This window comes from Paraburkholderia ribeironis (genome assembly GCF_900019265.1).
Lineage (GTDB): Bacteria > Pseudomonadota > Gammaproteobacteria > Burkholderiales > Burkholderiaceae > Paraburkholderia > Paraburkholderia ribeironis.
This window is the reverse complement of sequence record NZ_CYGX02000009.1, coordinates 24,443-45,093: the sequence shown is the minus strand read 5'-3', so window position 1 is coordinate 45,093 and position 20,651 is coordinate 24,443. Positions and strand designations below refer to the sequence as shown.

At 59.4% G+C, this 20,651-nt stretch carries 18 protein-coding genes; 12 read left to right on the top strand and 6 right to left on the bottom strand.

Annotated elements, in window-relative coordinates; translation table 11 throughout:
• Nucleotides 1–24 precede the first annotated feature (24 nt).
• The 4 genes from BN2475_RS03890 to ugpB all read right to left on the bottom strand — a co-directional run bounded on the left by BN2475_RS03890 (nt 25) and on the right by ugpB (nt 4,367).
• The gene (locus BN2475_RS03890) at nt 25–1,113 is read right to left on the bottom strand and encodes a sn-glycerol-3-phosphate import ATP-binding protein UgpC (protein WP_094778270.1); all 1,089 of its coding nucleotides are present in this window, start codon (nt 1,111–1,113) and stop codon (nt 25–27) included.
• Between the two features lie 134 nt (nt 1,114–1,247).
• Complete coding sequence (gene ugpE, locus BN2475_RS03885) at nt 1,248–2,093, bottom strand: sn-glycerol-3-phosphate ABC transporter permease UgpE (RefSeq protein WP_094778269.1); 846 nt, start codon at nt 2,091–2,093, stop codon at nt 1,248–1,250.
• Nucleotides 2,090–2,974, bottom strand: coding sequence for a sn-glycerol-3-phosphate ABC transporter permease UgpA (gene ugpA / locus BN2475_RS03880; RefSeq protein ID WP_094778268.1), 885 nt, complete (start codon nt 2,972–2,974; stop codon nt 2,090–2,092). The genes ugpE and ugpA overlap by 4 nt, the downstream gene beginning before the upstream one ends.
• A gap of 67 nt (nt 2,975–3,041) precedes the next feature.
• On the bottom strand, nt 3,042–4,367 hold the full coding sequence (gene ugpB, locus BN2475_RS03875; RefSeq protein WP_094778267.1) for a sn-glycerol-3-phosphate ABC transporter substrate-binding protein UgpB: 1,326 nt from the start codon (nt 4,365–4,367) through the stop codon (nt 3,042–3,044).
• Between the two features lie 646 nt (nt 4,368–5,013).
• Between ugpB and BN2475_RS03870 the strand changes: the two genes are divergently transcribed.
• The 10 genes from BN2475_RS03870 to BN2475_RS03825 all read left to right on the top strand — a co-directional run bounded on the left by BN2475_RS03870 (nt 5,014) and on the right by BN2475_RS03825 (nt 16,566).
• Entirely contained in the window at nt 5,014–6,114 is a 1,101-nt protein-coding gene (locus BN2475_RS03870) for an ABC transporter substrate-binding protein (RefSeq protein WP_094778396.1), read from the top strand.
• A 46-nt stretch (nt 6,115–6,160) separates the two neighbouring features.
• A complete protein-coding gene (locus BN2475_RS03865; protein ID WP_094778266.1) occupies nt 6,161–7,054 on the top strand; it encodes a branched-chain amino acid ABC transporter permease in 894 nt (297 codons plus the stop codon).
• Nucleotides 7,047–7,934, top strand: a complete 888-nt coding sequence (locus BN2475_RS03860; protein ID WP_094778265.1) for a branched-chain amino acid ABC transporter permease — start codon at nt 7,047–7,049, stop codon at nt 7,932–7,934. The genes BN2475_RS03865 and BN2475_RS03860 overlap by 8 nt, the downstream gene beginning before the upstream one ends.
• Complete coding sequence (locus BN2475_RS03855; protein ID WP_094778264.1) at nt 7,931–8,722, top strand: ABC transporter ATP-binding protein; 792 nt, start codon at nt 7,931–7,933, stop codon at nt 8,720–8,722. The genes BN2475_RS03860 and BN2475_RS03855 overlap by 4 nt, the downstream gene beginning before the upstream one ends.
• Complete coding sequence (locus BN2475_RS03850) at nt 8,719–9,438, top strand: ABC transporter ATP-binding protein (protein WP_094778263.1); 720 nt, start codon at nt 8,719–8,721, stop codon at nt 9,436–9,438. Before BN2475_RS03855 ends, BN2475_RS03850 begins: the two co-directional genes overlap by 4 nt.
• A 191-nt stretch (nt 9,439–9,629) precedes the next feature.
• The gene (locus BN2475_RS03845; RefSeq protein ID WP_094778262.1) at nt 9,630–10,709 is read left to right on the top strand and encodes a phosphotransferase family protein; all 1,080 of its coding nucleotides are present in this window, start codon (nt 9,630–9,632) and stop codon (nt 10,707–10,709) included.
• A complete protein-coding gene (locus BN2475_RS03840; protein ID WP_094778261.1) occupies nt 10,709–11,071 on the top strand; it encodes a DUF6285 domain-containing protein in 363 nt (120 codons plus the stop codon). The genes BN2475_RS03845 and BN2475_RS03840 overlap by 1 nt, the downstream gene beginning before the upstream one ends.
• A 2-nt stretch (nt 11,072–11,073) precedes the next feature.
• On the top strand, nt 11,074–12,309 hold the full coding sequence (locus BN2475_RS03835) for an acyl-CoA dehydrogenase family protein (protein ID WP_094778260.1): 1,236 nt from the start codon (nt 11,074–11,076) through the stop codon (nt 12,307–12,309).
• Entirely contained in the window at nt 12,306–15,779 is a 3,474-nt protein-coding gene (locus BN2475_RS03830) for an indolepyruvate ferredoxin oxidoreductase family protein (RefSeq protein WP_094778259.1), read from the top strand. Before BN2475_RS03835 ends, BN2475_RS03830 begins: the two co-directional genes overlap by 4 nt.
• Nucleotides 15,780–15,798: 19 nt before the next feature.
• The gene (locus BN2475_RS03825; RefSeq protein ID WP_094778258.1) at nt 15,799–16,566 is read left to right on the top strand and encodes an SDR family NAD(P)-dependent oxidoreductase; all 768 of its coding nucleotides are present in this window, start codon (nt 15,799–15,801) and stop codon (nt 16,564–16,566) included.
• Between the two features lie 145 nt (nt 16,567–16,711).
• Here BN2475_RS03825 and BN2475_RS03820 read toward each other — a convergent pair whose 3' ends face one another.
• Both BN2475_RS03820 and BN2475_RS03815 read right to left on the bottom strand, forming a co-directional pair.
• A complete protein-coding gene (locus BN2475_RS03820; protein WP_094778257.1) occupies nt 16,712–17,434 on the bottom strand; it encodes a GntR family transcriptional regulator in 723 nt (240 codons plus the stop codon).
• Nucleotides 17,435–17,901: 467 nt separating this feature from the next.
• On the bottom strand, nt 17,902–19,143 hold the full coding sequence (locus BN2475_RS03815; RefSeq protein ID WP_094778256.1) for a D-amino acid dehydrogenase: 1,242 nt from the start codon (nt 19,141–19,143) through the stop codon (nt 17,902–17,904).
• Nucleotides 19,144–19,393: 250 nt separating this feature from the next.
• Here BN2475_RS03815 and BN2475_RS03810 point away from each other — a divergent pair, with 250 nt between their 5' ends.
• Together BN2475_RS03810 and BN2475_RS03805 are read left to right on the top strand one after the other, a co-directional pair.
• Nucleotides 19,394–19,741 carry a RidA family protein gene (locus BN2475_RS03810; protein WP_094778255.1) on the top strand — a complete coding sequence of 116 codons (348 nt, stop codon included), beginning with the start codon at nt 19,394–19,396 and terminating at the stop codon, nt 19,739–19,741.
• 82 nt (nt 19,742–19,823) lie between these two features.
• Nucleotides 19,824–20,609: a maleate cis-trans isomerase family protein gene (locus BN2475_RS03805; protein ID WP_094778254.1), complete on the top strand. Its 786-nt coding sequence runs from the start codon at nt 19,824–19,826 to the stop codon at nt 20,607–20,609.
• Nucleotides 20,610–20,651: the final 42 nt, after the last annotated feature.

Genomic DNA, 20,651 nt, shown 5'->3' with positions numbered 1-20,651 from the left:
CCGCAGGCGTGTTGCCGCCGTGCCTCAGTTCGCGCGCAGTCCCGTCGCGGGATCGAAGAAGTGCAGATGCCGCGCGGGCAGCGCCACCTGCAGCGCTTCGCCCGCCGCGGGCCGATGCGCGTGCGGCAATCGCACCGTCACATCGTGCTTGCCCCAGCGGCCGTGCGCGAGATTGTCGGCGCCGAGCAGTTCGCAGGAGTCGACGGTGAGCGTCGCGTGCGGTGTGTCCGGCTGAGCCGGGCTCATGTGCTCGGGGCGAATGCCGAGCGTCCATGCGCGTCCTTTGACGACTTCCCGGCCGATCGATGCGACGCCCGTCAGAGGCAATTTCGGACCGTTGCCGGCGACCTCGAAGCTGGCGCCGTCGTCCGACACGCGGCCTTCCAGCAGGTTCATCCCCGGCGAGCCGATGAAGCTCGCGACGAACACTGTGGCCGGCCGTTCATAGACCTCGGTCGGTGCGCCGATCTGTTCGGCGTGGCCCTTGTTCATCACGATCACGCGCTGCGCCAGCGTCATCGCTTCGATCTGATCGTGCGTCACGTACAGACTCGTGGTGGCAAGCCGCGCATGCAGACGCTGGATTTCGAGGCGCATCTGCACACGCAACCGCGCGTCGAGATTCGACAGCGGTTCGTCGAACAGAAACACCGCTGGCTCGCGCACGATCGCGCGGCCCATCGCCACGCGCTGCCGTTGCCCGCCGGACAACTCGCGCGGCTTGCGTTGCAACAGCGCTGCGAGTTCGAGGATCTGCGCGGCGGCGTGCACGCGCTTCGTAATCTGCGCCCGCCCGACGCCCGCGATCTTCAGTGCATAGCCCATGTTCTCGGCCACGCTCATATGCGGGTATAGCGCGTAGTTCTGGAACACCATCGCGATGTTGCGATCCTTCGGCTCCAGCGCGTTGACCACTTTGCCGGCGATCGAAATGTGGCCTTCGGAGATGCGCTCGAGTCCGGCCACCATCCGCAGCAACGTGGACTTGCCACAGCCGGACGGTCCGACCATCACGACGAACTCGCCATCGGCCACATCCACGTCGATGCCGTGCAGCACGAATTGTTTGCCGTCGTAGGTTTTTTTAACGCCTTGCAGAGTCAGCGCAGCCATGCTGTTTTAGCCTTTTTTGCTTGCCACCGGGTGAGCGGTGTGTGTGCAGTGTTGTTTATTTCGATGCCGCAGGAGGCGCGCCCAGGTGAGATCGCCGGGTGGGATCGCCAGGTGAGTTCGCCAAGTGAGTTCGATCACTTTTCCGAATCCACCAGTCCGCGCACGAACCAGCGCTGCATCGTCAGCACGACCGCGAGCGGCGGCAGCATCGCGAGCAGCGTCGCGGTCATCACGAGATGCCATTCGGTCGCGGTGTCGCCGGACGCGATCATGCTGCGGATGCCGATCACGGCAGTCGTCAGCGACTGCTGGCTCGTGATCAGGATCGGCCACAAGTACTGATTCCAGCCGTAGATGAAGGTGATCACGAACAACGCGGCCATGTTCGTTTTGGACAGCGGCAGCACCACATCCCAGAAGAAGCGCATGGCCCCCGCGCCGTCGATGCGCGCCGCTTCCATCAATTCGTCCGGCAGCGTCATGAAGAACTGGCGAAACAGGAACGTCGCGGTGGCCGAAGCGATCAGCGGCAAGGTCAAGCCGCTGTACGTATTGCTCAGATGCATCGACGACACGACTTGCACGGTCGGGAAGATCCGCACTTCGACCGGCAGCATCAGCGTGATGAAGATCAGCCAGAACGCGAGATTGCGCAACGGAAAGCGAAAGAACACGATCGCGTATGCGGAGATCATCGAGACGGCGATCTTGCCGATCGAAATCACCAGCGCCATCACGAGGCTGTTGAACAGCATGCGGCCGAACGGCGCTGCCGCGTTGCCGCTGCCATGCGACCAGATCGTCGCGATGTTTTCGAACAGATGCGTGCTCGGCACGAGCGAAAGCGGCACGTTGAATACCTCGTGCTCGCTCATCGTCGCCGCGCAGAACGCGACGTACACGGGAAACACCACCAGCACGACACCGAGAATCAGCACAGCGTGGCAGAAGAGGTCGAAACCGCGGCGGTTCTCGATCATGAGTATTGAACCTTGCGTTCGATGAAACGGAATTGCACGACCGTCAACACGGCGACGATCACCATCAGGATCACCGACTGCGCGCCCGAGCTGCCGATATCGAGCCCCTGGAACCCTTCGGCGAAGATCTTGTAGATCAGCGTGCGGGTCGCCTGAGCGGGACCACCGCCGGTCGCGGCGTCGATCACCGGGAACGTGTCGAAGAACGCGTAGATGAGGTTGATCACCAGCAGGAAGAAACTGGTCGGCGACAGCAGCGGTAGCGCGATGCCGAAAAAGCGCCGCACCGGACCGGCGCCGTCGATCGCCGCCGCTTCGACCAGCGAGCGCGGAATCGCCTGCAAGCCCGCGTAGAAGAACAGGAAGTTGTAGCTGATCTGTTTCCAGACCGACGCGAGCACGACCAGGAACATCGCTTGACCCGCGTTCAGCGCGTGATTCCACACGATGCCGTACTTCGCCAGCGTGTAGGTGATGAGGCCGATGCTCGGGTTGAACAGGAACGACCACAACACCGCGGCGATCGCGGGCGCGACCGCGTATGGCCAGATCAGCAGCGTCTGATAAGTCTTTGCGGCGCGCGTCACGCGATCGGCGCAGACCGCCAGCAACAGTGAGATCACAAGCCCCGACACTGTGACGAGCGCGCAGAACACCAACGTCGTATTGAACGACGACAGATAGAGCGGGTCGGCGAGGAGCTGCCTGAAATTGGCGAGTCCGACGAACTCGCTCGACGTGCCGAACGCGTCCTGGCTCTGCGTGGATTGCCAGAGCGCCTCGCCGGCCGGCCAAAGGAAGAACAGCGCCGTAATCACGAGTTGCGGCGCGACGAGCAGGTAGGGCAGCACGCTAGTGCCGAAGCTGGAACGTTTTTCCATCGAGAATTTCCAAGGTGTGCTGCAACCAGGGTTCCGGCGAGCGCACCGGAACCCTGCTAGCGAATGGCTAGCTGCCGGCCTTCTCGAAGCGGCGCAGCAATTCGTCGCCGCGTGCGACGGCCGAGTCGAGTGCCTGTTGCGGCGTCTTCTTCTCTGCCCACACCTGTTCGAGTTCTTCGTCGATGACCGTGCGGATCTGCGGCATGTTGCCCAGACGCAGGCCCATCGTGAACGGCAGGGGCGGCTTGTTGAGCATCTGCCGGATCGCGATGTCGCTGCCGAGGTTCTTCTCGTAGAAGCCTTGCTGCCGGGTCAGATCGTACGCGGCCGTCGTGATCGGCAGATAGCCGGTGTCCTGATGCCACTTCGCGGCCACCGGCGCCGACGACAGATAGGCGAGGAATTTCGCCACGCCCTTGTAGACAGCCGGGTCCTTGCCCGACAACACCCACAGGCTCGCACCGCCGATGATCGCGTTCTGCGGCGCGCCCTTCACGTTCGCGTCGTACGGCAGCATGCCGACGCCAAAATTGAACTTCGCGTATTTCCTGATCGTGGCGAGCGAGCCTGACGAGTTCGTGATGATCCCGCAGTCGCCGCTATAGAACTTCGAGATCGGTTCGTCCTTGCGGCCGACGTAGGTGAAGGTGCCGTCCTTCTGCATGCTCTGCAGGAACTGGATGTGCGCGACCTGCAGCGGCTTGTTGAATTCGAGCTCGGCGTCGGGGCCCTGGAAACCATTGTTCCTCGATGCGAACGGCGCGGCATGCCACGCGCTGTAGTTCTCGAGTTGAATCCAGCTCTGCCAGCCCGACGAATAACCGCACGCCATGCCCGACGCTTTCAGCTTCTGCGCGTCGGTCTGCAATTCGGCCCAGGTTTTCGGCGGCTGATTCGGGTCGAGCCCGGCTTTCTTGAATGCGTCCTTGTTGTAGTACAGCACCGGCGTCGAGCTGTTGAACGGCATCGAAATCAACTGGCCGGTTCTGGCGTCGCTGTAGTAGCTCGCGATGGTCGGCACGAATGCCTTCTGGTCGAGCGGCATGCCGGCTTGTTTGAACACATCCGTGACTGGGACCACGGCCTTCTTCGCCTGCATCATCGTCGCGGTGCCGACTTCGTAGACCTGAAGAATCGCCGGCGCATTGCCGCTGCGATACGCAGCGATGCCGGCGGCCAGCGTCTGGTCGTAGGTGCCTTTGAACACAGGCACGATCTTGTAGTCGCTTTGCGATGCGTTGAAGTCGTTGGCGATGTCGTTCAGACGTTCGCCCAGCGCGGCTTCCATGGCGTGCCAGAACTGGATTTCAGCGGCAGCATGGGCTGTCTGACTGATGCCGATGCCCAATACGGCGGCAACGGAAAGCGAACGGAACAGCGGCTTGCAATTCATCGATTTGTCTCCTGATCGGAACGGGCGCGAAAGCGAATCGCGCGATTCTAGTTGTGTTCGATGACAGTCCGGCGTCGGTGACCGGGCCGCGCGCACGGTTTCTGACGGGCGCCGGCAGCCGCAATGTAACACCGGCTGTCATGAAACAGAAAGTATCGAGGCCGATCGGGTGGACGGATGCGATGTGAAGAAGAGCGAGTGCCGGCGGCGCGCAGACGTCGGGCGCGCTCGTGTAGCAGGCCGTCACCAAGTTCGTTCGTGGCTAACCATTGGCGTGGCACGCGGTCAAGACGCCTTTTCTCGCCAGAATGGCAAAGTAAACATCTGCTTCAATCGGCTCGCATCTGGCAGCCATTCCATGCACCTCGAATCGGGGAAAATCAGAATACAAAAGTGTAGACACTCATGTAGTCTAAAAGCGTTTTCGCGCAGCTATGCCCGCAAGCGCAGGTGGCGTAAGCGACAGAGAACGAGTCGAATGAAGCATGCCAGAATCCGCGAAAGCCTTGTGCTGGCGAGGCATAACGGCCTCGGGCTGACCGGCGGCATCCTTTCGGCTTCCGATGTTTTTTATTGACACAGTTTTTTTACGCTAAATTGTCGACACTTGTGTAGTTTGACTGTCATCGTTGAGAGGAGCGTCACCATGAAGTTTGCGAAGGAGCTGTGCATTAGCGCTGTTGCGAGCGCGTTGCTTTCTATTGCGACCGTTTCAGTCGCGCAGACGATCTCGCTGGGCGCGGTGTTGCCGCTCACGGGAGCAAGTGCCTCAGTTGGCGAGGACCAGCGGCGCGGCATGGAGCTGGCAGTCGAGCAAATCAACGCAAACAAGGGGGTGCTGGGGCAAAAGCTCCAGGTCATCGTCGAGGACTCAGGCGGAACGGCGGCAACGGCCTTGAGTTCAGCGCGAAAGCTCGTGTCGGTGAACAAGGTTCCGGTGGTGATAGGCGAGTTTTCATCGGGAATCTCCATTCCCGTCGGTGAGTACGTGGTTCAGCAAGGTGACGTACACATCAACATCGGCTCGTCGAGTCCGGCCGTTCGCAAAATCGGCGACGGGTCGTTTAGCGTCATCGGATTGGATGACCTCTCGGCGAAGTTTGCTGCAGGTGACATCTTTGCCCAGAACCTGAAGGATGTTGCGTTCATCGCGCCAAACAACTCCTACGGTCAAGGCGTGGCCTCAGAATTCAAGAGGCGCTTTGAGGCACTGGGAGGCAAAGTGTCGTCGGTAGTGCTGTACAGCGAGGGACAATCCACCTATCGGCGCGAGTTGCAGCAGATGTCTCGTTCATCCCCGCAGGCATACGTCTACACCGCCTACGGACAGGAGGCCGCGACTATCAATCGTGAAGCGTATGAGCTGGGTCTGGGCAAGCAGAAGTGGTATGGCATCTACCTCACGATGTGTACAAGCGACACGGTGCCCCAGGCCGCTCAGGGACAAGAAGGCCTCGAAGTTGCGTCGATTGGCGTGGGTGGTAAGTCCTATGAGCAGGCATACCGCGCGAAATACAAAGAAGCTCCAAAATCCTCGTTTGGAAGCTACGCATACGACGGCGTGATGGTCGCTGCAGCGGCAATCAACAAGGCCGGTTCAGCCGACGCTGCCAGGATTCGTGCCGCGATGAAGGCGGTCGTTCCGTACAACGGTGCCACGGGCACGATCGCTTTCGACGATGCGGGCCAACGGAAAGAGCAGCCGTACGACAAGGTGAAGTTCGATACCAAGGTCGTTTCCCGCTAAGCTCCGCCGCGCTGCGCCAGCAGCGCGGGCGCCTCAGGAGGACCCCATGCTTCAATTCATCGTCGATGTACTCATACGCACCTCGGACATCATGCTGGTGGCGGTGGGTCTGAGCGTCGTGTACTCGCTGGTCAAATTTCCGAACGTTGCGCATGTTCAATACGCGATGCTAGGTGCTTTCTCCACGCTTGGTCTGACTCGCGCTGGATTGCCGTTCTCGATAGCGCTGATTGGTGCGTGCGCAGTAACGGGCATCATCGCAGTGCTGCTGAACGTGCTCGTGTTCCGACGGCTTCTACGTTCTGGCAGCTCCATCGCAATGATTGGCTCGCTCGCCATCTCGATGATTGTCATTGCGTTCATTCTCGGCGTCGCCGGTTCGCGTCCTTTGCGGTACTCGTCGGGACTGTCGAGTCCGATAACCCTCGGCTCCACGGTCATCTCCGTCGACCAGATCACGTCGATTGCTTGCGGGTTTGGCTGCGTCGCGTTGCTGGCAATTCTGCTGTTCAAGACGGGCGTTGGCCGTTCGATGCGTGCCATGTCGTCGAACCCCGCACTTGCCGCGGCCACGGGCGTTGACGGTGCGCGGGTGGTCAATGGCATCACCTTCCTTAGCGGTGCTCTGGCAGCCCTGGGCGGAACAATGTTGGGGCTCACCGAAACGGTCCATGTGGGGCTCGGGACGAACCTGTTACTTCCCGTGTTTGCAGCGGCCATCCTCGGGGGGCTCGGTAACCCGCTCGGAGCCGCAGCTGGCGCCTTGCTGATTTCCATCGCTGAGACGCTTGTCACCAATCTCGACTTCGGATGGATGTTTGGAAGGTCCGACGTGTATGTGCCAGTCACGTACATCAGTGCGGCATCATTCCTGATTCTGCTCATCGCGCTGCTTTTCAAGCCGTACGGACTCTTCGACCGGGAGGTGCGTCGTGTCTAGCTTCCTTCTTCACGTCGCGACGCTCAGCTGCGTGTATGCGTTGCTCGCATTGGCGCTCAATCTCCAGGCAGGCTTCGCGGGTCTCTTGAACTTCGGCTTCGTGGCATTTGCGGGCGTCGGTGCATATTCGTCGGCCATCATGTCGTCGCTTGGATACCCCGCACCAGTGGGTATGCTCCTCGGAGCCGCAGTCGCGATGGCCGTGGGTTTTGCTATGGCGCGGTTGGGTCGAAACCTCGCATCAGACTATTGGGCCATTGCCACGCTCGCCATCGCGGAGTTAATCCGCACGGTTGCGCTCAACGAGAACTGGTTGACAGGAGGCGCCCAAGGTATGAGCGGGGTGCCGACTCTCTTCAGGAGCGCGTCTGGCGTCCAGAATGACCTCGCATTCTTCCTGCTCGCACTGGCGATGGTCACGGTCGCCTTATTTGCCTGCGTTCGACTGACACGCGGACGTTTCGGTCGTGCCATCAGGTTGATGCGGGAGGAGCCGGCGCTCGCTGCCAGTCTTGGCTACCAGCTCGTTCCGCTCAAGGTCAAGGCGACGGTGACAAGCGCGGCGCTTGCGTCGGTTGGTGGTTCATTGCTAGCCCACTACATGAGCTTCGTTGGCCCTGACTACATGCTCGCTTCCGAGACCTTCGTCATCTGGACGATGGTGATGATTGGCGGCCTTGGTAACAACCTTGGTGTCGTGCTTGGTGCGCTTCTCGTCGAAATCATCTATAGCGCGGTCCCGTTTGCGAAGGACTACCTCAATATCAACAGCGACATTGCAGGCGCAGTCCGATTGGGCACCATCGGCGTCGTCCTCCTTGCCTGTCTTCTGGTTCGTCCTGCTGGCCTGCTTCCCGAAAAAATCCGGAGCGCTACATGAACACAATGCTTCGCTTGCACGACGTTCACAAGTCCTTTGGCGGCAATACCGTACTGACTGGCCTTAGCTTTCAGGTACGGGCGGGCGAAATCGTAGGCCTGCTCGGACCGAACGGTTGCGGCAAGAGCACGGTGCTCAACACTATCACCGGCTACTGTCCCATCGATAACGGTCTTATCGAAATCCGTGGAGAGCCGGTCAACGGTATGTCGTCGCATGAGATTGCTGCGAAAGGCGTGCGCCGGACGTTTCAGCTGCCGTCGATGCCCACCCGCATGAGCGTAGAAGAAGTGGTGATGGCAGCGTCGATTCAGAAGCACGGCCTGTTTAGCACGTTCTGCAGGTCGGGTTCGACTCGCAGGCTTGAGCGCGACACACGCTCGCGAGCCCAGCATCTCCTCGCAGAATTGCTACTCACGAAGGTGGCGCACCTTCCCGCCGCGTCCATCTCTGGTGGCCAGAAAAAGTTGCTCGGCATCGCGTGCGCGATGATGGAGCAACCCGCGCTGCTTCTGCTCGATGAGCCAATGGCCGGCGTTCACCCCAATTTGCGCGCGGAGCTTGTATCGACACTCAAGCGCATCAACGAGCAAGGCATCACGCTCGTCATTATTGAGCACGATATGCACTTCATCTCGGAAACGTGTAGCCGTTGCGTCGTGCTGGACAAAGGCAAAACGGTTGCGGACTGCCTCCCGTGCGAACTCGAGAGCCACGAAAGTGTTGTGGAGGCTTACCTTGGCAAGAAGCCGAGTGGCCAATACCAGGTCGCGGGGGTGACTGCATGATTGCCGTCAACAACGTCGTCGCCGGTTACACACGCGATGTGGACATCCTTCGCGGCATTTCAATCATCGCGAAGCAGTTGGAAATCGTCACAATCCTCGGTCCGAATGGCTGCGGGAAATCGACATTACTCAAGACCGTTGCCGGCTTCCTGCATCCGCGCGAAGGAACAATCACCCTGGACGAGAAAAATATCGGTCAGGTCCCTGTCTTCAAGAAGGTCAGGAAGCACGACATCGGCTTCGTTCCACAAACGGATAACGTCTTCGGGTCACTCTCGGTATGGGAGAACCTGGTCTTGGGTGGTCAGTTCATGCAGGAGCATGACAAAAAGCAGCGACTTGATGAACTGTGCATCGCGTACCCAGTCCTCAAGCGGAAGTTACGTGCACGTGCATCCAGCTTGTCTGGCGGAGAACGCCAGATTCTGTCGCTTGCCCGTGCGCTGATGCCTCGTCCGCGTTTTCTGCTTCTCGATGAGCCGTCGGCCGGGCTCTCTCCGAAGATGCTCGGCGAGGTATTCAATGCCATCGTCGAACTGCGGAACACGGAGCGTATCGGTGTGTTGATGGTCGAGCAGAATGCGACGGAAGCTCTGCGCATATCCGACCGAACCTACGTGCTCTCAATGGGCCAGGTCGCCCTCGAGGGCAAGGCGTCGGAGTTGCTGGAGAGTGACGAGATGCGCAGACTCTATCTCGGTGGACGCCCGCATTAGCGACAACTCGCAAAAGTCAGGTTGGTGGTCGCTGCGTCAATACGCAGGCAGCGCCACCATTTCCTCATTCCGGTGGACAAGCTGTCTCACTCGTCGAGTTCGGTGTTCACGCGCAGGCGGGGACTTGATGGTGGCCAGGGCTGGTCCAAGACCGTCATTGCGGCCATGACGCCCCATTGCAGGAGTTGTGTATGAGCAAGCTTGAGAATACGAAGAATGCGGTCTCAGGACTGCTGCATGAATCGACAGTTCCGAGCCGCGAATCTATTGGCATTGAAGGTCTGGCGGATGACGGCGCGCTCGCGCGGGTCGGCAAGTGGCTAGCCCTGCACGACATCTCGGATTCGCGGGTCGCCCGGGCATCGCGATTGTCCGGTGGTGCAATCCAGGAGAACTGGCGGCTCGAAATGACCGATGGCTCCTCGCTGGTCCTACGTACCGATGCGGACGCGGCTATTCCGACAAGTTGTACGCGAGAGGAAGAGTTTTACCGTTACCGGTTGGCGTTTGAGAACGGTGCACGCGTGGCGCGGCCCGAGGGCTTTTGTAATGACCCACGTGTCATCGGGAAGCCGTTCTTCATTCTGGAATTCGTGTCCGGCATCACCGCTGGCCATCTGCTCGCAAAGAACGACGAGTATGTGCCCAACCGCGAGGCACTCTCATTCGAACTCGGTGTGCTTCTCGGCACCGTGCACCGTACGCCGGCCAATCATGCACGCGCCGTCTTTGGTGAGCCTCCCCGATTTCCCGCGTCTGCATCGATTGACCATATTCGCAAACAGCTCGATGATCAACCAGAACCTCATCCCGCGCTCGAGTTGTGCCTGCGCGAACTGGAAGTAAGGCTGGGCGGCGTAACGGAGGCGGTTTTCTGTCACGGCGACTATCGGACCGGCAACTACATGGTCGACGAGGGTCGCGTGACGGCAATTTTGGATTGGGAGTTCTCCGGATGGGGGCATCCCAATGAAGACCTGGGGTGGTTTACCGCTCCGTGCTGGCGCTTTGGCCGTAACGAGATGGGCGGCGGCGGTGTCGGTCCGCTCCAGAACTTTCTGGACGGATACCACGAAGCAACAAGGCGCCGCGTTGAGCCTGCTGAGCTGCTCGACTGGCAAGCCCTTGCGCAGGTCAAGTGGGCAGTCATCGCGCTTCATCAGGAGCAGCGCCATGTATCTGGCGCTCAGCGCAGCCTTGAGCTCGCGCTATCGGGTCGTCTCGTGTCGGCCCTCGCTTTGGAAGCGCTGAACCTTCTGGAGATTCGCTGATGGATGCCACGAAGAAGATGGTCGACCTCCTCGACATTGCGCAAAGCACGTTGACCAGCGAGGTCGTTCCCGCTCTGACAAAGCACGGCCGCTACAACGCCTTGATGGTTGCCAATGCTTTGCGCATCGTCGCGCGACATTTTGGCGTTTCAGAGCACGACAGCTCTGGCTTCACGTGTGCCGACGACTTGCTGGATGACGCTGCGGTGGTGTGCGGCATCCGTGCGGGGCAGTTCGATGAAGGCTCCGCGATGCGCGAAACGTTGGTCTTGAGTCTTCGCAAGCGGCTGGTTCGACAACTCCTGGTCGACAACCCGCGGGTCCTCGAACAATTCGTCAAAAACTCCTCACAGGCGCACTGAAAATGGATTTCTCGATTGACAGCACCACGCGCAAGTTGCGCGACCAGATTCGCAGTTTCGTCGACGATGTTCTCATTCCTCTCGAATCGCGTTCCGAATCCTACGATGAGCACGAAAACATTGAAGAGGGACTGCTCGAGGAACTGCGCGCTCGAGCTCGCGAAAGCGGCATGTGGGCGCTGCAGATGCCGCGCGAACGCGGCGGTGGTGGGTTGTCCGTCGCGCGGATGGCAGTCTGCTACGAGGAGATGAACCGTTCGATTTTCGGACCGGTCGTGTTCAACTCAGCCGCGCCGGACGACGGCAACATGATTCTCCTCAACAAGGTCGCGACGCCGGCTCAAAAGGACCAGTGGCTGCAGCCCATCATCGATGGCAAAGTTCGCTCCGCGTTCGCGATGACAGAACCGGCTCCCGGCGCTGGCTCCGACCCGTCGATGATGCTGACGACGGCGCAACGCTCAGGCGACAAATGGGTGATTCGCGGGCGCAAATGGTTCATCACCGGCGCAGAGGTAGCGACCCACTTCATCCTCATTGCGCGCACCTCTTCCGATTCGCGCAAGGGTCTCTCTGCATTCCTCTTCCACGCGGACACGCCGGGTTGGCGTATCGTTCGGCGCATCCCGATTATGGGACCGGAGGAGCACGGTGGTCATTGCGAAATCGAGTTCGATGGTCTCGAGATTCCGGACGAACATCGACTGATGGAAGTCGGCGATGGTCTGAAAGCCACCCAAATCCGGCTGGGTACCGCCCGCCTGACTCACTGTATGCGGTGGAATGGTATGGCGCGCCGAGCCCTTGAGCTCGCTGTCGGCCACGTCAATTTCAGAAGAACTGGTGCAGACCTGCTCTCAGCGCGCGAGGGCGTCCAATGGATGCTTGGTGAAGCCGCAATGAAGCTGGACGTGGCTCGCCTGCTAACCATGCGTGCCGCTTGGTGCCTCGACACCGGGGACTTCGCTCGGCCGGAAATTTCGATGGCCAAAATCGCGGCCTCCGAGACGTTGCATCAGGTCATTGATACCGCCATTCAACTGCACGGTGCCAAAGGTTATTCCAAGGACACTGTCCTCGAGTGGATGTATCGGTATGCCCGTCAGGCGCGACTCGTCGACGGCGCTTCGGAAGTTCATAAGATGGTCGTGGCGCGCTCGCTTCTCGAGCCCGAAAGTACGATGTGGGACTGGCAAGAGCAATCAGCCGAAGGCGTTGCCTCGAAGGAGGAATCGTGACTCTGCGCAAAGTAACCCTCGACGACAAGTTCGCACTCGACGACGGACGGATTTTTCTGACCGGCGTCCAGGCACTTGTCCGGCTGCCTCTGATGCAGCACCGCCGAGACAAGGCGAACGGCCTGAACACGGCCGGGTACATCTCGGGCTATCGTGGTTCGCCGCTCGGCACCTATGACGCCGAGTTAGGCAAGGCCAAGAAGTTTCTAGGCGAAGCGAACGTCGTTTTCGTGCCTGGGGTGAACGAGGACCTCGCAGCATCCGCTGTCTGGGGAAGTCAGCAGGCCGAGCTGACTGGCGAAGGCAAATACGATGGCGTCTTCGGAATCTGGTACGGCAAAGGCCCGGGCGTTGACCGAAGCGGTGACGCCTTCCGCCACGCAAATCTGGCCGGTAGCTCAAAGCACGGCGGTGTCCTGCTATTGATGGGCGATGACCACACTTGCGAGTCGTCGACGACATGTCACCAGTCCGAGTTCGCATTAGTCGATGCGTGCATTCCTGTTTTGAGCCCGAGCGGCGTGCAGGAAATCCTCGACTATGGTCTGTATGGCTGGGCGTTGTCGCGGTACTCCGGGTGCTGGGTTGGCCTCAAGTGCGTGAAAGACACGGCAGACGCGTCAGCGGCAATCGACGTTGAGCTCAATCGTGTGGCACCGGTGCTGCCCGAGGCGGTCCCGATGCCCGCGGGCGGCCTCAATGTTCGTCAGCCCGATACCCCGCAGGAACAGGAATTCCGCCTTCACAATTACAAGCTCGATGCTGTTCGTGCTTTCGTTCGCGCCAACCACCTCGATCGGGTTACGTTGGGCAAACCGGGCGCGCGAATTGGTATCGTCACGCACGGCAAGAGCTACCTGGACCTATTGCAAGCCATCGACGACCTCGAGATTTCAGCGGCCGAGCTCGAGTCCATGGGCGTGTCCATTTACAAGGTCGCGTGCACCTGGCCTCTCGAACCGGAAGGGCTTCGTGAGTTTGCCGCTGGCCTCGACCTGCTCATGGTCATTGAAGAAAAGCGAAGCCTTCTTGAGTTCCAGGTCAAGGACTTCCTGTATCGGGAGCCCAATGCGCCTGTCGTCATCGGCAAGCACGATGAGAATGGCAAGAAGCTATTCGCTGTCGAGATGTCGCTGAACTCGCTTGAGGTCGCTATCGCGCTGGGACAAAGGCTCGCGCAACGTACCGGCGACAAGCGCATCACCGACCGTGTTTCGTTCCTCACCGAACTGAGCAAAGTCGAGTTCGCGCCCGAAGCCATGCTGCGCAGCTTCTACTTCTGTAGCGGCTGTCCTCATAACTCGTCGACCATTATTCCGGAAGGCAGCAAGGCATACGCCGGTATCGGCTGCAGCTGGATGGCGCAGACGATGGACCGCAACACGCTGGGTTACACGCAGATGGGCGCCGAGGGAATGGCATGGGTCGGAGAAGCACCGTTCTCGAAGCGGCAGCACATGTTCCAGAACATGGGTGACGGGACGTATTTCCACTCTGGGCTGCTTGCTGTTCGGGCAGCGGTCGCGGCGAAAACGAACATCACGTTCAAGATTCTCTACAACGATGCGGTGGCGATGACTGGTGGCCAGCGCCACGACGGTACGCTCAATCCGATGACCATCACGACTCAGGTCCACGCCGAAGGTGTGAAGAGGATTGCTGTCGTGACGGATGACCCCTCGAAGTACCCGGCCGACGCTGGCTGGGCTAAGGGCGTCACAATTCACCACCGGTCTGAGCTGCAGAAGGTACAGGAAGAACTTCGAGACATCCCCGGCGTGACGGCGCTCGTCTATGACCAGACCTGCGCCGCAGAGAAGCGCAGGCGTCGCAAACGCAAGCAGTTTCCCGACCCGGCCAAGCGTCTTGTCATCAATGACTTGGTTTGCGAGGGTTGCGGCGACTGCGGCGTCAAATCCAACTGTGTGTCGCTTTTGCCTCTCGAGACGGAATTCGGGCGCAAGCGCGAAATCGACCAGTCGGCGTGTAACAAGGATTATTCGTGCAACAACGGCTTCTGCCCGAGCTTTGTCACGGTCCACGGCGGCAGCTTGCGGAAGGCCGGAACAGTCAAACCGAATGTCGAGTTTTTTCCGGCCTTGGTTGAGCCGCAACTTCCGTCTCTCGAAGATGGTGTGTATTCCATCATCGTGACGGGCGTGGGGGGCACTGGTGTCGTGACTATCGGTGCAATCCTCGGCATGGCCGCGCACCTCGAAGGCAAGGGTTGCGGGATTCTCGACATGGCCGGTCTCGCCCAGAAGGGCGGCTCGGTGTGGTCGCACCTCCGATTCGGCAAGAGTCCGGCGGATATCAAGGCCATCCGGATTGCTGCGGGCGGTGCCGATGCAATTCTCGGCTGTGACATGGTCGTCGCGGCCAGTCGAAAGACGCTCGCCGCGACGCGTAAGGGCTCGACTCGCATGCTCATCAATACGCATGAAGTCATGACGGGCGAGTTCACTCGACACCCTGATCTCAAGTTTCCGGCTTCGGAACTGTGCGACAGCATCAGGAAAGCCGTTGGCAGCGAGTATGTCGAGTTCGTAGACGCGACGAAATATGCGCTCAACGTCTTCGGCGACACAATTGCCGGAAACATGTTCATGCTCGGCTACGCTTTTCAGCGGGGCCTCATCCCGATTGGCTCCGACGCAATTGACGCTGCTATCGAACTGAACGGAGCCGGCGTGAAGATGAACAAGGAAGCGTTTCTCTGGGGACGACGTGCGGCGCTGTCTCCGAGTTCTGCTGAGCGGGCGCTGGTTGCAGCAAAGCCGGTTCGCGAGTCGCTGCGTATTTCGACTTCACTCGACGAACTCATCGAGCGCAAGGTGAAGTTCCTGACTGAGTACCAAAACGCAGCTTACGGGGAACGTTTCCGTGCGCTCGTGAGCCGGGTCCGCGACTGGGAGCGGAAGGTTTCGCCGCGTCAGGACACCGTTACTCGAGCGGTCGCCAACAGCTATTTCAAGGTCCTGGCCTACAAGGACGAATACGAAGTTGCAAGGCTCCATTCGTCGCCCGAGTTTGTCGAAAGCCTCAAACAGCAATTCGACGGCAACTTCCGAATCTCGTTCAATCTGGCACCGCCGCTGGTCGCACGCAAGGACGAGCTGACCGGGGAGCCGCGCAAGAAGGAATACGGGGCATGGGTACTTCCTGCGTTCCGCCTGCTTGCACCGCTCAAGGTACTGCGGGGCACGCCGCTCGACATCTTCGGCTACACCGCCGAGCGCAGGATGGAGCGCGGTTTGATTGCTCGCTACGAGCAGACGGTCGACGAGATTCTTCGCCACGGCAATTCGCGAAACTACCAGGCTGTGATACGAGCCGCGACGATGGTCGAGAAAATTCGCGGGTACGGGCACGTCAAGGAGCGCAACTTCAAGTCGGTTGACGCTGAGTGGACCAACGCCGTCGCTCAGTTGTCCAAACCGTCCGTCATTGAACTTGAGCAGGTCGCGTGATTGCGAAAAAAGGACAGCCATGCCATTTGACTTCGAACTGACGGGCAAAACAGTGTTGGTGACGGGCGCGTTCAGCGGACTAGGACTTCACTTCTCCAAAACGCTGGCGGCGCAAGGGTGCCAGGTTGCAATGTGCGGGCGTCGCATTGCGCTTGGCACCGGTCATGCCAGCGCTCTTTGCGAGGAGGGCTATACTGCGCAAGCTTTCGAGTTGGATGTCACCGGTACCGACTCGATTGCACGTTGCTTGCAAGAAGTGAATGAGCGCTTCGGACCTCCGGCGGTGCTCGTCAACAACGCCGGGGTTGCTCATCATTCTCCCGTGCTCGCTGCAACGGACGAGTCATGGAACCAGACGCTCGAGGTCAATCTCAATGGCGTGTGGAAGATGACTCGAGCCTACGCAACGATGTTGAAAGACTCGGAGGTCGCGGGAAACGTAATCAACATTGCATCCATCCTCGGTTTGCGCGTGGCGCAGCAGGTCACGGCATACGCTGTCTGCAAGGCAGGCGTGATTCAACTCACCAAAGCGTTGGCTTTGGAGCTCGCTCGCTACCGAATCCGAGTCAACGCTCTTGCGCCGGGGTATTTCGAAACCGACCTGAATCGCGATTTCTTTGAGACCGACGCAGGAGCCCAACTCATCAAGCGCATCCCCATGCGCCGGCTTGGAGCTCTATCGGAACTCGACGGTCCGCTCCTCATGTTGGCATCCAGTTGCTCCTCGTTCATGACGGGTTCGGTCGTCGCGGTCGATGGAGGCCACCTGGTCAGCTCACTTTGAGAAGCGACCGACACTATTGCGGTTCAGCGCGTAATGCGCTCAGGAGGTTGAGGGGTCGAACTCGCCGTCGATGGTGGCATATCGGCCTTCTGAAAAAATCATGAAGGCCTGACCGTCGGCTTAGTGCGAGTTCGTTTCTTAGCTGTTATCGGGAGAAGAGTCTGACGACGCCCGCGTCGACCACTTTGGCAATCTCTTCCATCCGCCACGTAATGTGAGTTTCAGTCAGCTCACGGCAGCGCTTTGCGTCGCGAGCTTCGATGGCGTCGAGAATATCGAGATGCTCGGCAAAGGCATCGTGTCCGCGTTGCTCGAGGTCAATCCAGCGAACGAAGTGTATGCGAGCGTTGATGCCGTACATCGTGCGAACCATTTCGTTGTTGCCGGACAGAGCGACCAGGCGTACATGGAACTCCTCGTCACGCGCGACCAGCTGTGCTGCCGGTGCCTGTGCCTTGTGCTTCATTGTGTCCTTCCAGAACTTGCGCAATGCGCGCACGTCCTTGACGTCAGCACGCTCGACGGCAAGCTGCACGGCCGAGGCTTCGATGCTCCGGCGAAGTTCGAACAAGTCGAAGATGTCCTGGCGGTGCAGCTCGCGGACGAAGAACCCTCGATTGGGGACGAAGGTCAGCAGGTTTTCTGCGACCAGTCGGTTTAGAGCTTCACGAAGTGGAGTGCGGCTGACGTCGAATCTCTCGGCAAGCTCGAGTTCGTTCACCCGTTCACCTGGGCGAATTGTGTACAAGACCGCCATTTCCTTCAGGTGCTCGTACAGGTCGTTGACGGTGAGCCCGGCGCGTTTGGGAGCGCTGGTCTCCCGGACACGCGGTTTCGAGTCCCGGATGAGAGAAGAGTAGCCTGCCATGGTGACTTTCCTTCCTGGCGCGCGTTGCACCTTTGTCTATTGCTGAGTACCTGCCGCTCCCCAGGCTTACTTTCGGACGATTCTCGTTCTGTGGCGAACGCGTTGCTAAGAAGCGTGCGCGCACTGCATGTGCTTCTACTTCCGGTAATGCATCCGTAGCGGGCGAAAAGTGTCGGCAACACTGTATTCTATATCACGCTGTGAACTGCCGCGCGTGCCGGATGCGCGCAACGCCACCCGCCTGGCCCGATGATGTTGCCCCGTGACCAGGACTGAGTCTGCATCGCCCACTGTTTGACAGCCCCAGGCTACCGAGCGCGCGGGAACCGAATTTTTCCCACTGCCTGGAGCCGGAAGTGGCCCGAGAAACCTTCCAAAGGCACCGTGCCGTCGATGACAGCGCTGTTATCGGCAGGGGGCGAGCCTGCGAGCAGACTGCAGGAGATGTGGTGTGTGGTGGTGGGGAGTCATGCAAGCAGACCTTCCATCGGAATCTCTGGCGTACGCCGGGCAATCAGGTCTGCCGTGATGCGTGCCGACCCGTGGGACATTGTCCAACCGATGTGGCCATGTCCTGTGTTCAGGAAAAGGTTCGGATACTTCTTCTGGCCGAAGAACGGCAAATTATTGGGCGTCATCGGCCGCAGGCCTGCCCACATCTCGGCACGGCCGTAGTTGCCCCCGTCAGGATAGAGTTCCTGCGTTACACGCTTCATGAATGTGAAGTCAGACGGCTTATGCGTGGTGTCATAGCCAGCAAACTCTGCCGTAGCTGTAACGCGAATCCGGTCACCAAATCGAGAGATAGCGACAAGGTTGTGTTCGTCGACGACGGCCACATTGGGAGCATGCGCGTGGCCTTCGATGGGCACCGTCAGAGAGTAGCCCTTCACGGGGTAGATGGGCAGGGCAATGCCGATTTGGCGCGCGAGAATCGGACTGTAGCTGCCTAACGCGAGTACATAAGCGTCGCCTTTCAGGACGCCCTTGTTCGTTCGCACGCCGGCGATTTGGCCGCCTGCGACATCCAAACCTTGAATGTTTGTTTCGGTGAGAACGGTCGCGCCTCGAGAGACGATGATGTCCGCCAGCGCTCGCGTGAACTTTGCGGGGTCGCCCGTTTCATCCGTCGGGCAGTGTATTGCGCCGACGATTTCATCTTTCGCCGAGGTGAGCGAGGGGTCGAGCGCGACAACTTCGTTTCGGCTCAAGACCTTGATGATCTGGCCGTCCGATTCCAGAAGCTTCATCTGGGCAACGCCGCGGTCGAGGGCTTCCTGGCTCCGATGAAAGTAGATGATGCCCCGGTCGTTGCGGTCGTAGCTGACAGATTCCGTCTTGATGACGTCCTGCAAGACAGACTGTGAGTACGCAGCGAGTCGATGTTTGAGCAAAGTATTACGCCGAGCCTTCTGCGCATTGCACTCCATCAGGAAGAGCCATGACCAGGTGTAGAGCTTCGGGTCCGCGGAAAATTTAAACCGCAGTGCCTGGTCCTTTTGCACGAGCGATTTCAGCAAAATCATCGGCGCCTTCGGTGACGACCAGACGAAAGAATGCCCGGGTGCCACCATTCCTGCGTTTCCCCAGCTGGTTTCACCCGCGACAACAGATTGCCTGTCAACGACAGTGACGTCATGTCCATCCCTTTGCAACTGATACGCAGTAGTGACTCCGACCACACCGCCGCCAAGCACAATGACCTTCATAACGTCCTCGATGTGAAACGTTGAATGACTTCGTACCGCTGCGGCTGCTCGCTGCATCGCGCCGCCGCGTGACACGGTGGTGACCGTGTTCGAAGTGTCGACACTGTTGTATATGACGAACAGAAAACCAATGCAATGGGAGGTATCGCTAACCCGGGATTTTCCTGGGATGTGTCGATAAAAGTGTCGACAATTGTGTGTGATGTGCGTTAGGCTAATTGAACTTTCACATCACCCGATCGGAGGGATTATGCAAATCAAGCGTTACGAGAACGGCAAGCGAATGAGCCAGGCAGTCGTCCACAACGGGTTCGCGTTCCTCGCCGGGCAAGTCGCCGACGACCCGAGCCAGGACATAAAAGGGCAGACCATGCAGATTCTCGCGAAGATTGACAGGTTGCTTCAGCAGGTCGGCGCGGACAAGACAAAGGTTCTCTCCGCAAGCATCTGGCTTGCCGACTATAAGACGTTCAACGAGATGAACGAGGTGTGGGACGCCTGGGTTCCGGAAGGCGAAGCGCCGGCGCGCGCCTGTGTCGAATCGAAGCTCGCATTCCCTCAGTACACCGTGGAAATTGGAGTCATCGCCGCGGTCTGATGGGCGTATGCAGCCGGAGCGGACCGCATCTTCAGACCTGAGTTTGCGAGCAGGACAATCTGACAACGTGAATAGGCAGAATATGGAAACTCTCGAAGATGCCGAGCGCTATGTGAAGCTCGATTTCGCCCTGGATGCGGGAATTTCTCACCGCGCCGCAATCGGTCTGGTCGTGCTGGCGACGGACCATACGATTGAATACGAATGGCGCAAGCTGCTGGCCATTGACGGTGTCGGCTTTTACGAAAGCCGAATCTTGAATTCGGCAGAAATCACGCCCGCAACGCTTAAAGAGATGGACCACCTGATTGCGCCAGGCGTTGCGCTCATCCGGCCGGGTGAGCGGCTCGATGTTGTGGCATTTGGCTGTACGTCCGCGTCCATGGTGCTAGGCGAGTCCCATGTGATAAACCGAATCTGGGAGTCGCGGCCGGATGCCGCGTGCACGACCCCCATTACTGCTGCGCGGCTTGCGCTGAACTCATTGGGCGCAAAGCGGGTCGCGCTGCTGACGCCCTATCTGCGCGAGATTACCGAGTCGATGAAAGACTACCTTGTTGCGCGCGGTATCAATGTCGTACGAATGGGTTCGTTCGAGCACTCTGACGACAATGAAGTTGCGCGAATCGATGCGCAATCTGTTCGCGCTGCAGTTCTCGAGCTCGGCAGGCATGATGACGTCGACGCAGTGTTCGTCTCGTGCACTTCGGTGCGGTTGGCCGACCAGGTCGCAGAAATCGAGCGCGAACTGGGCAAGCCCGTAACGTCCAGCAATCACGCAATGGCATGGCATGCGTTACGGCTCGGCGGGGTGAAGGACGAGTTGCCGCAATTTGGGCGGCTATTCACTGTCCAGAACGCTGCCTAATACCCCGCTCCCGGTGGTCGCTTCGTCTGGCCGCCTCTTGCG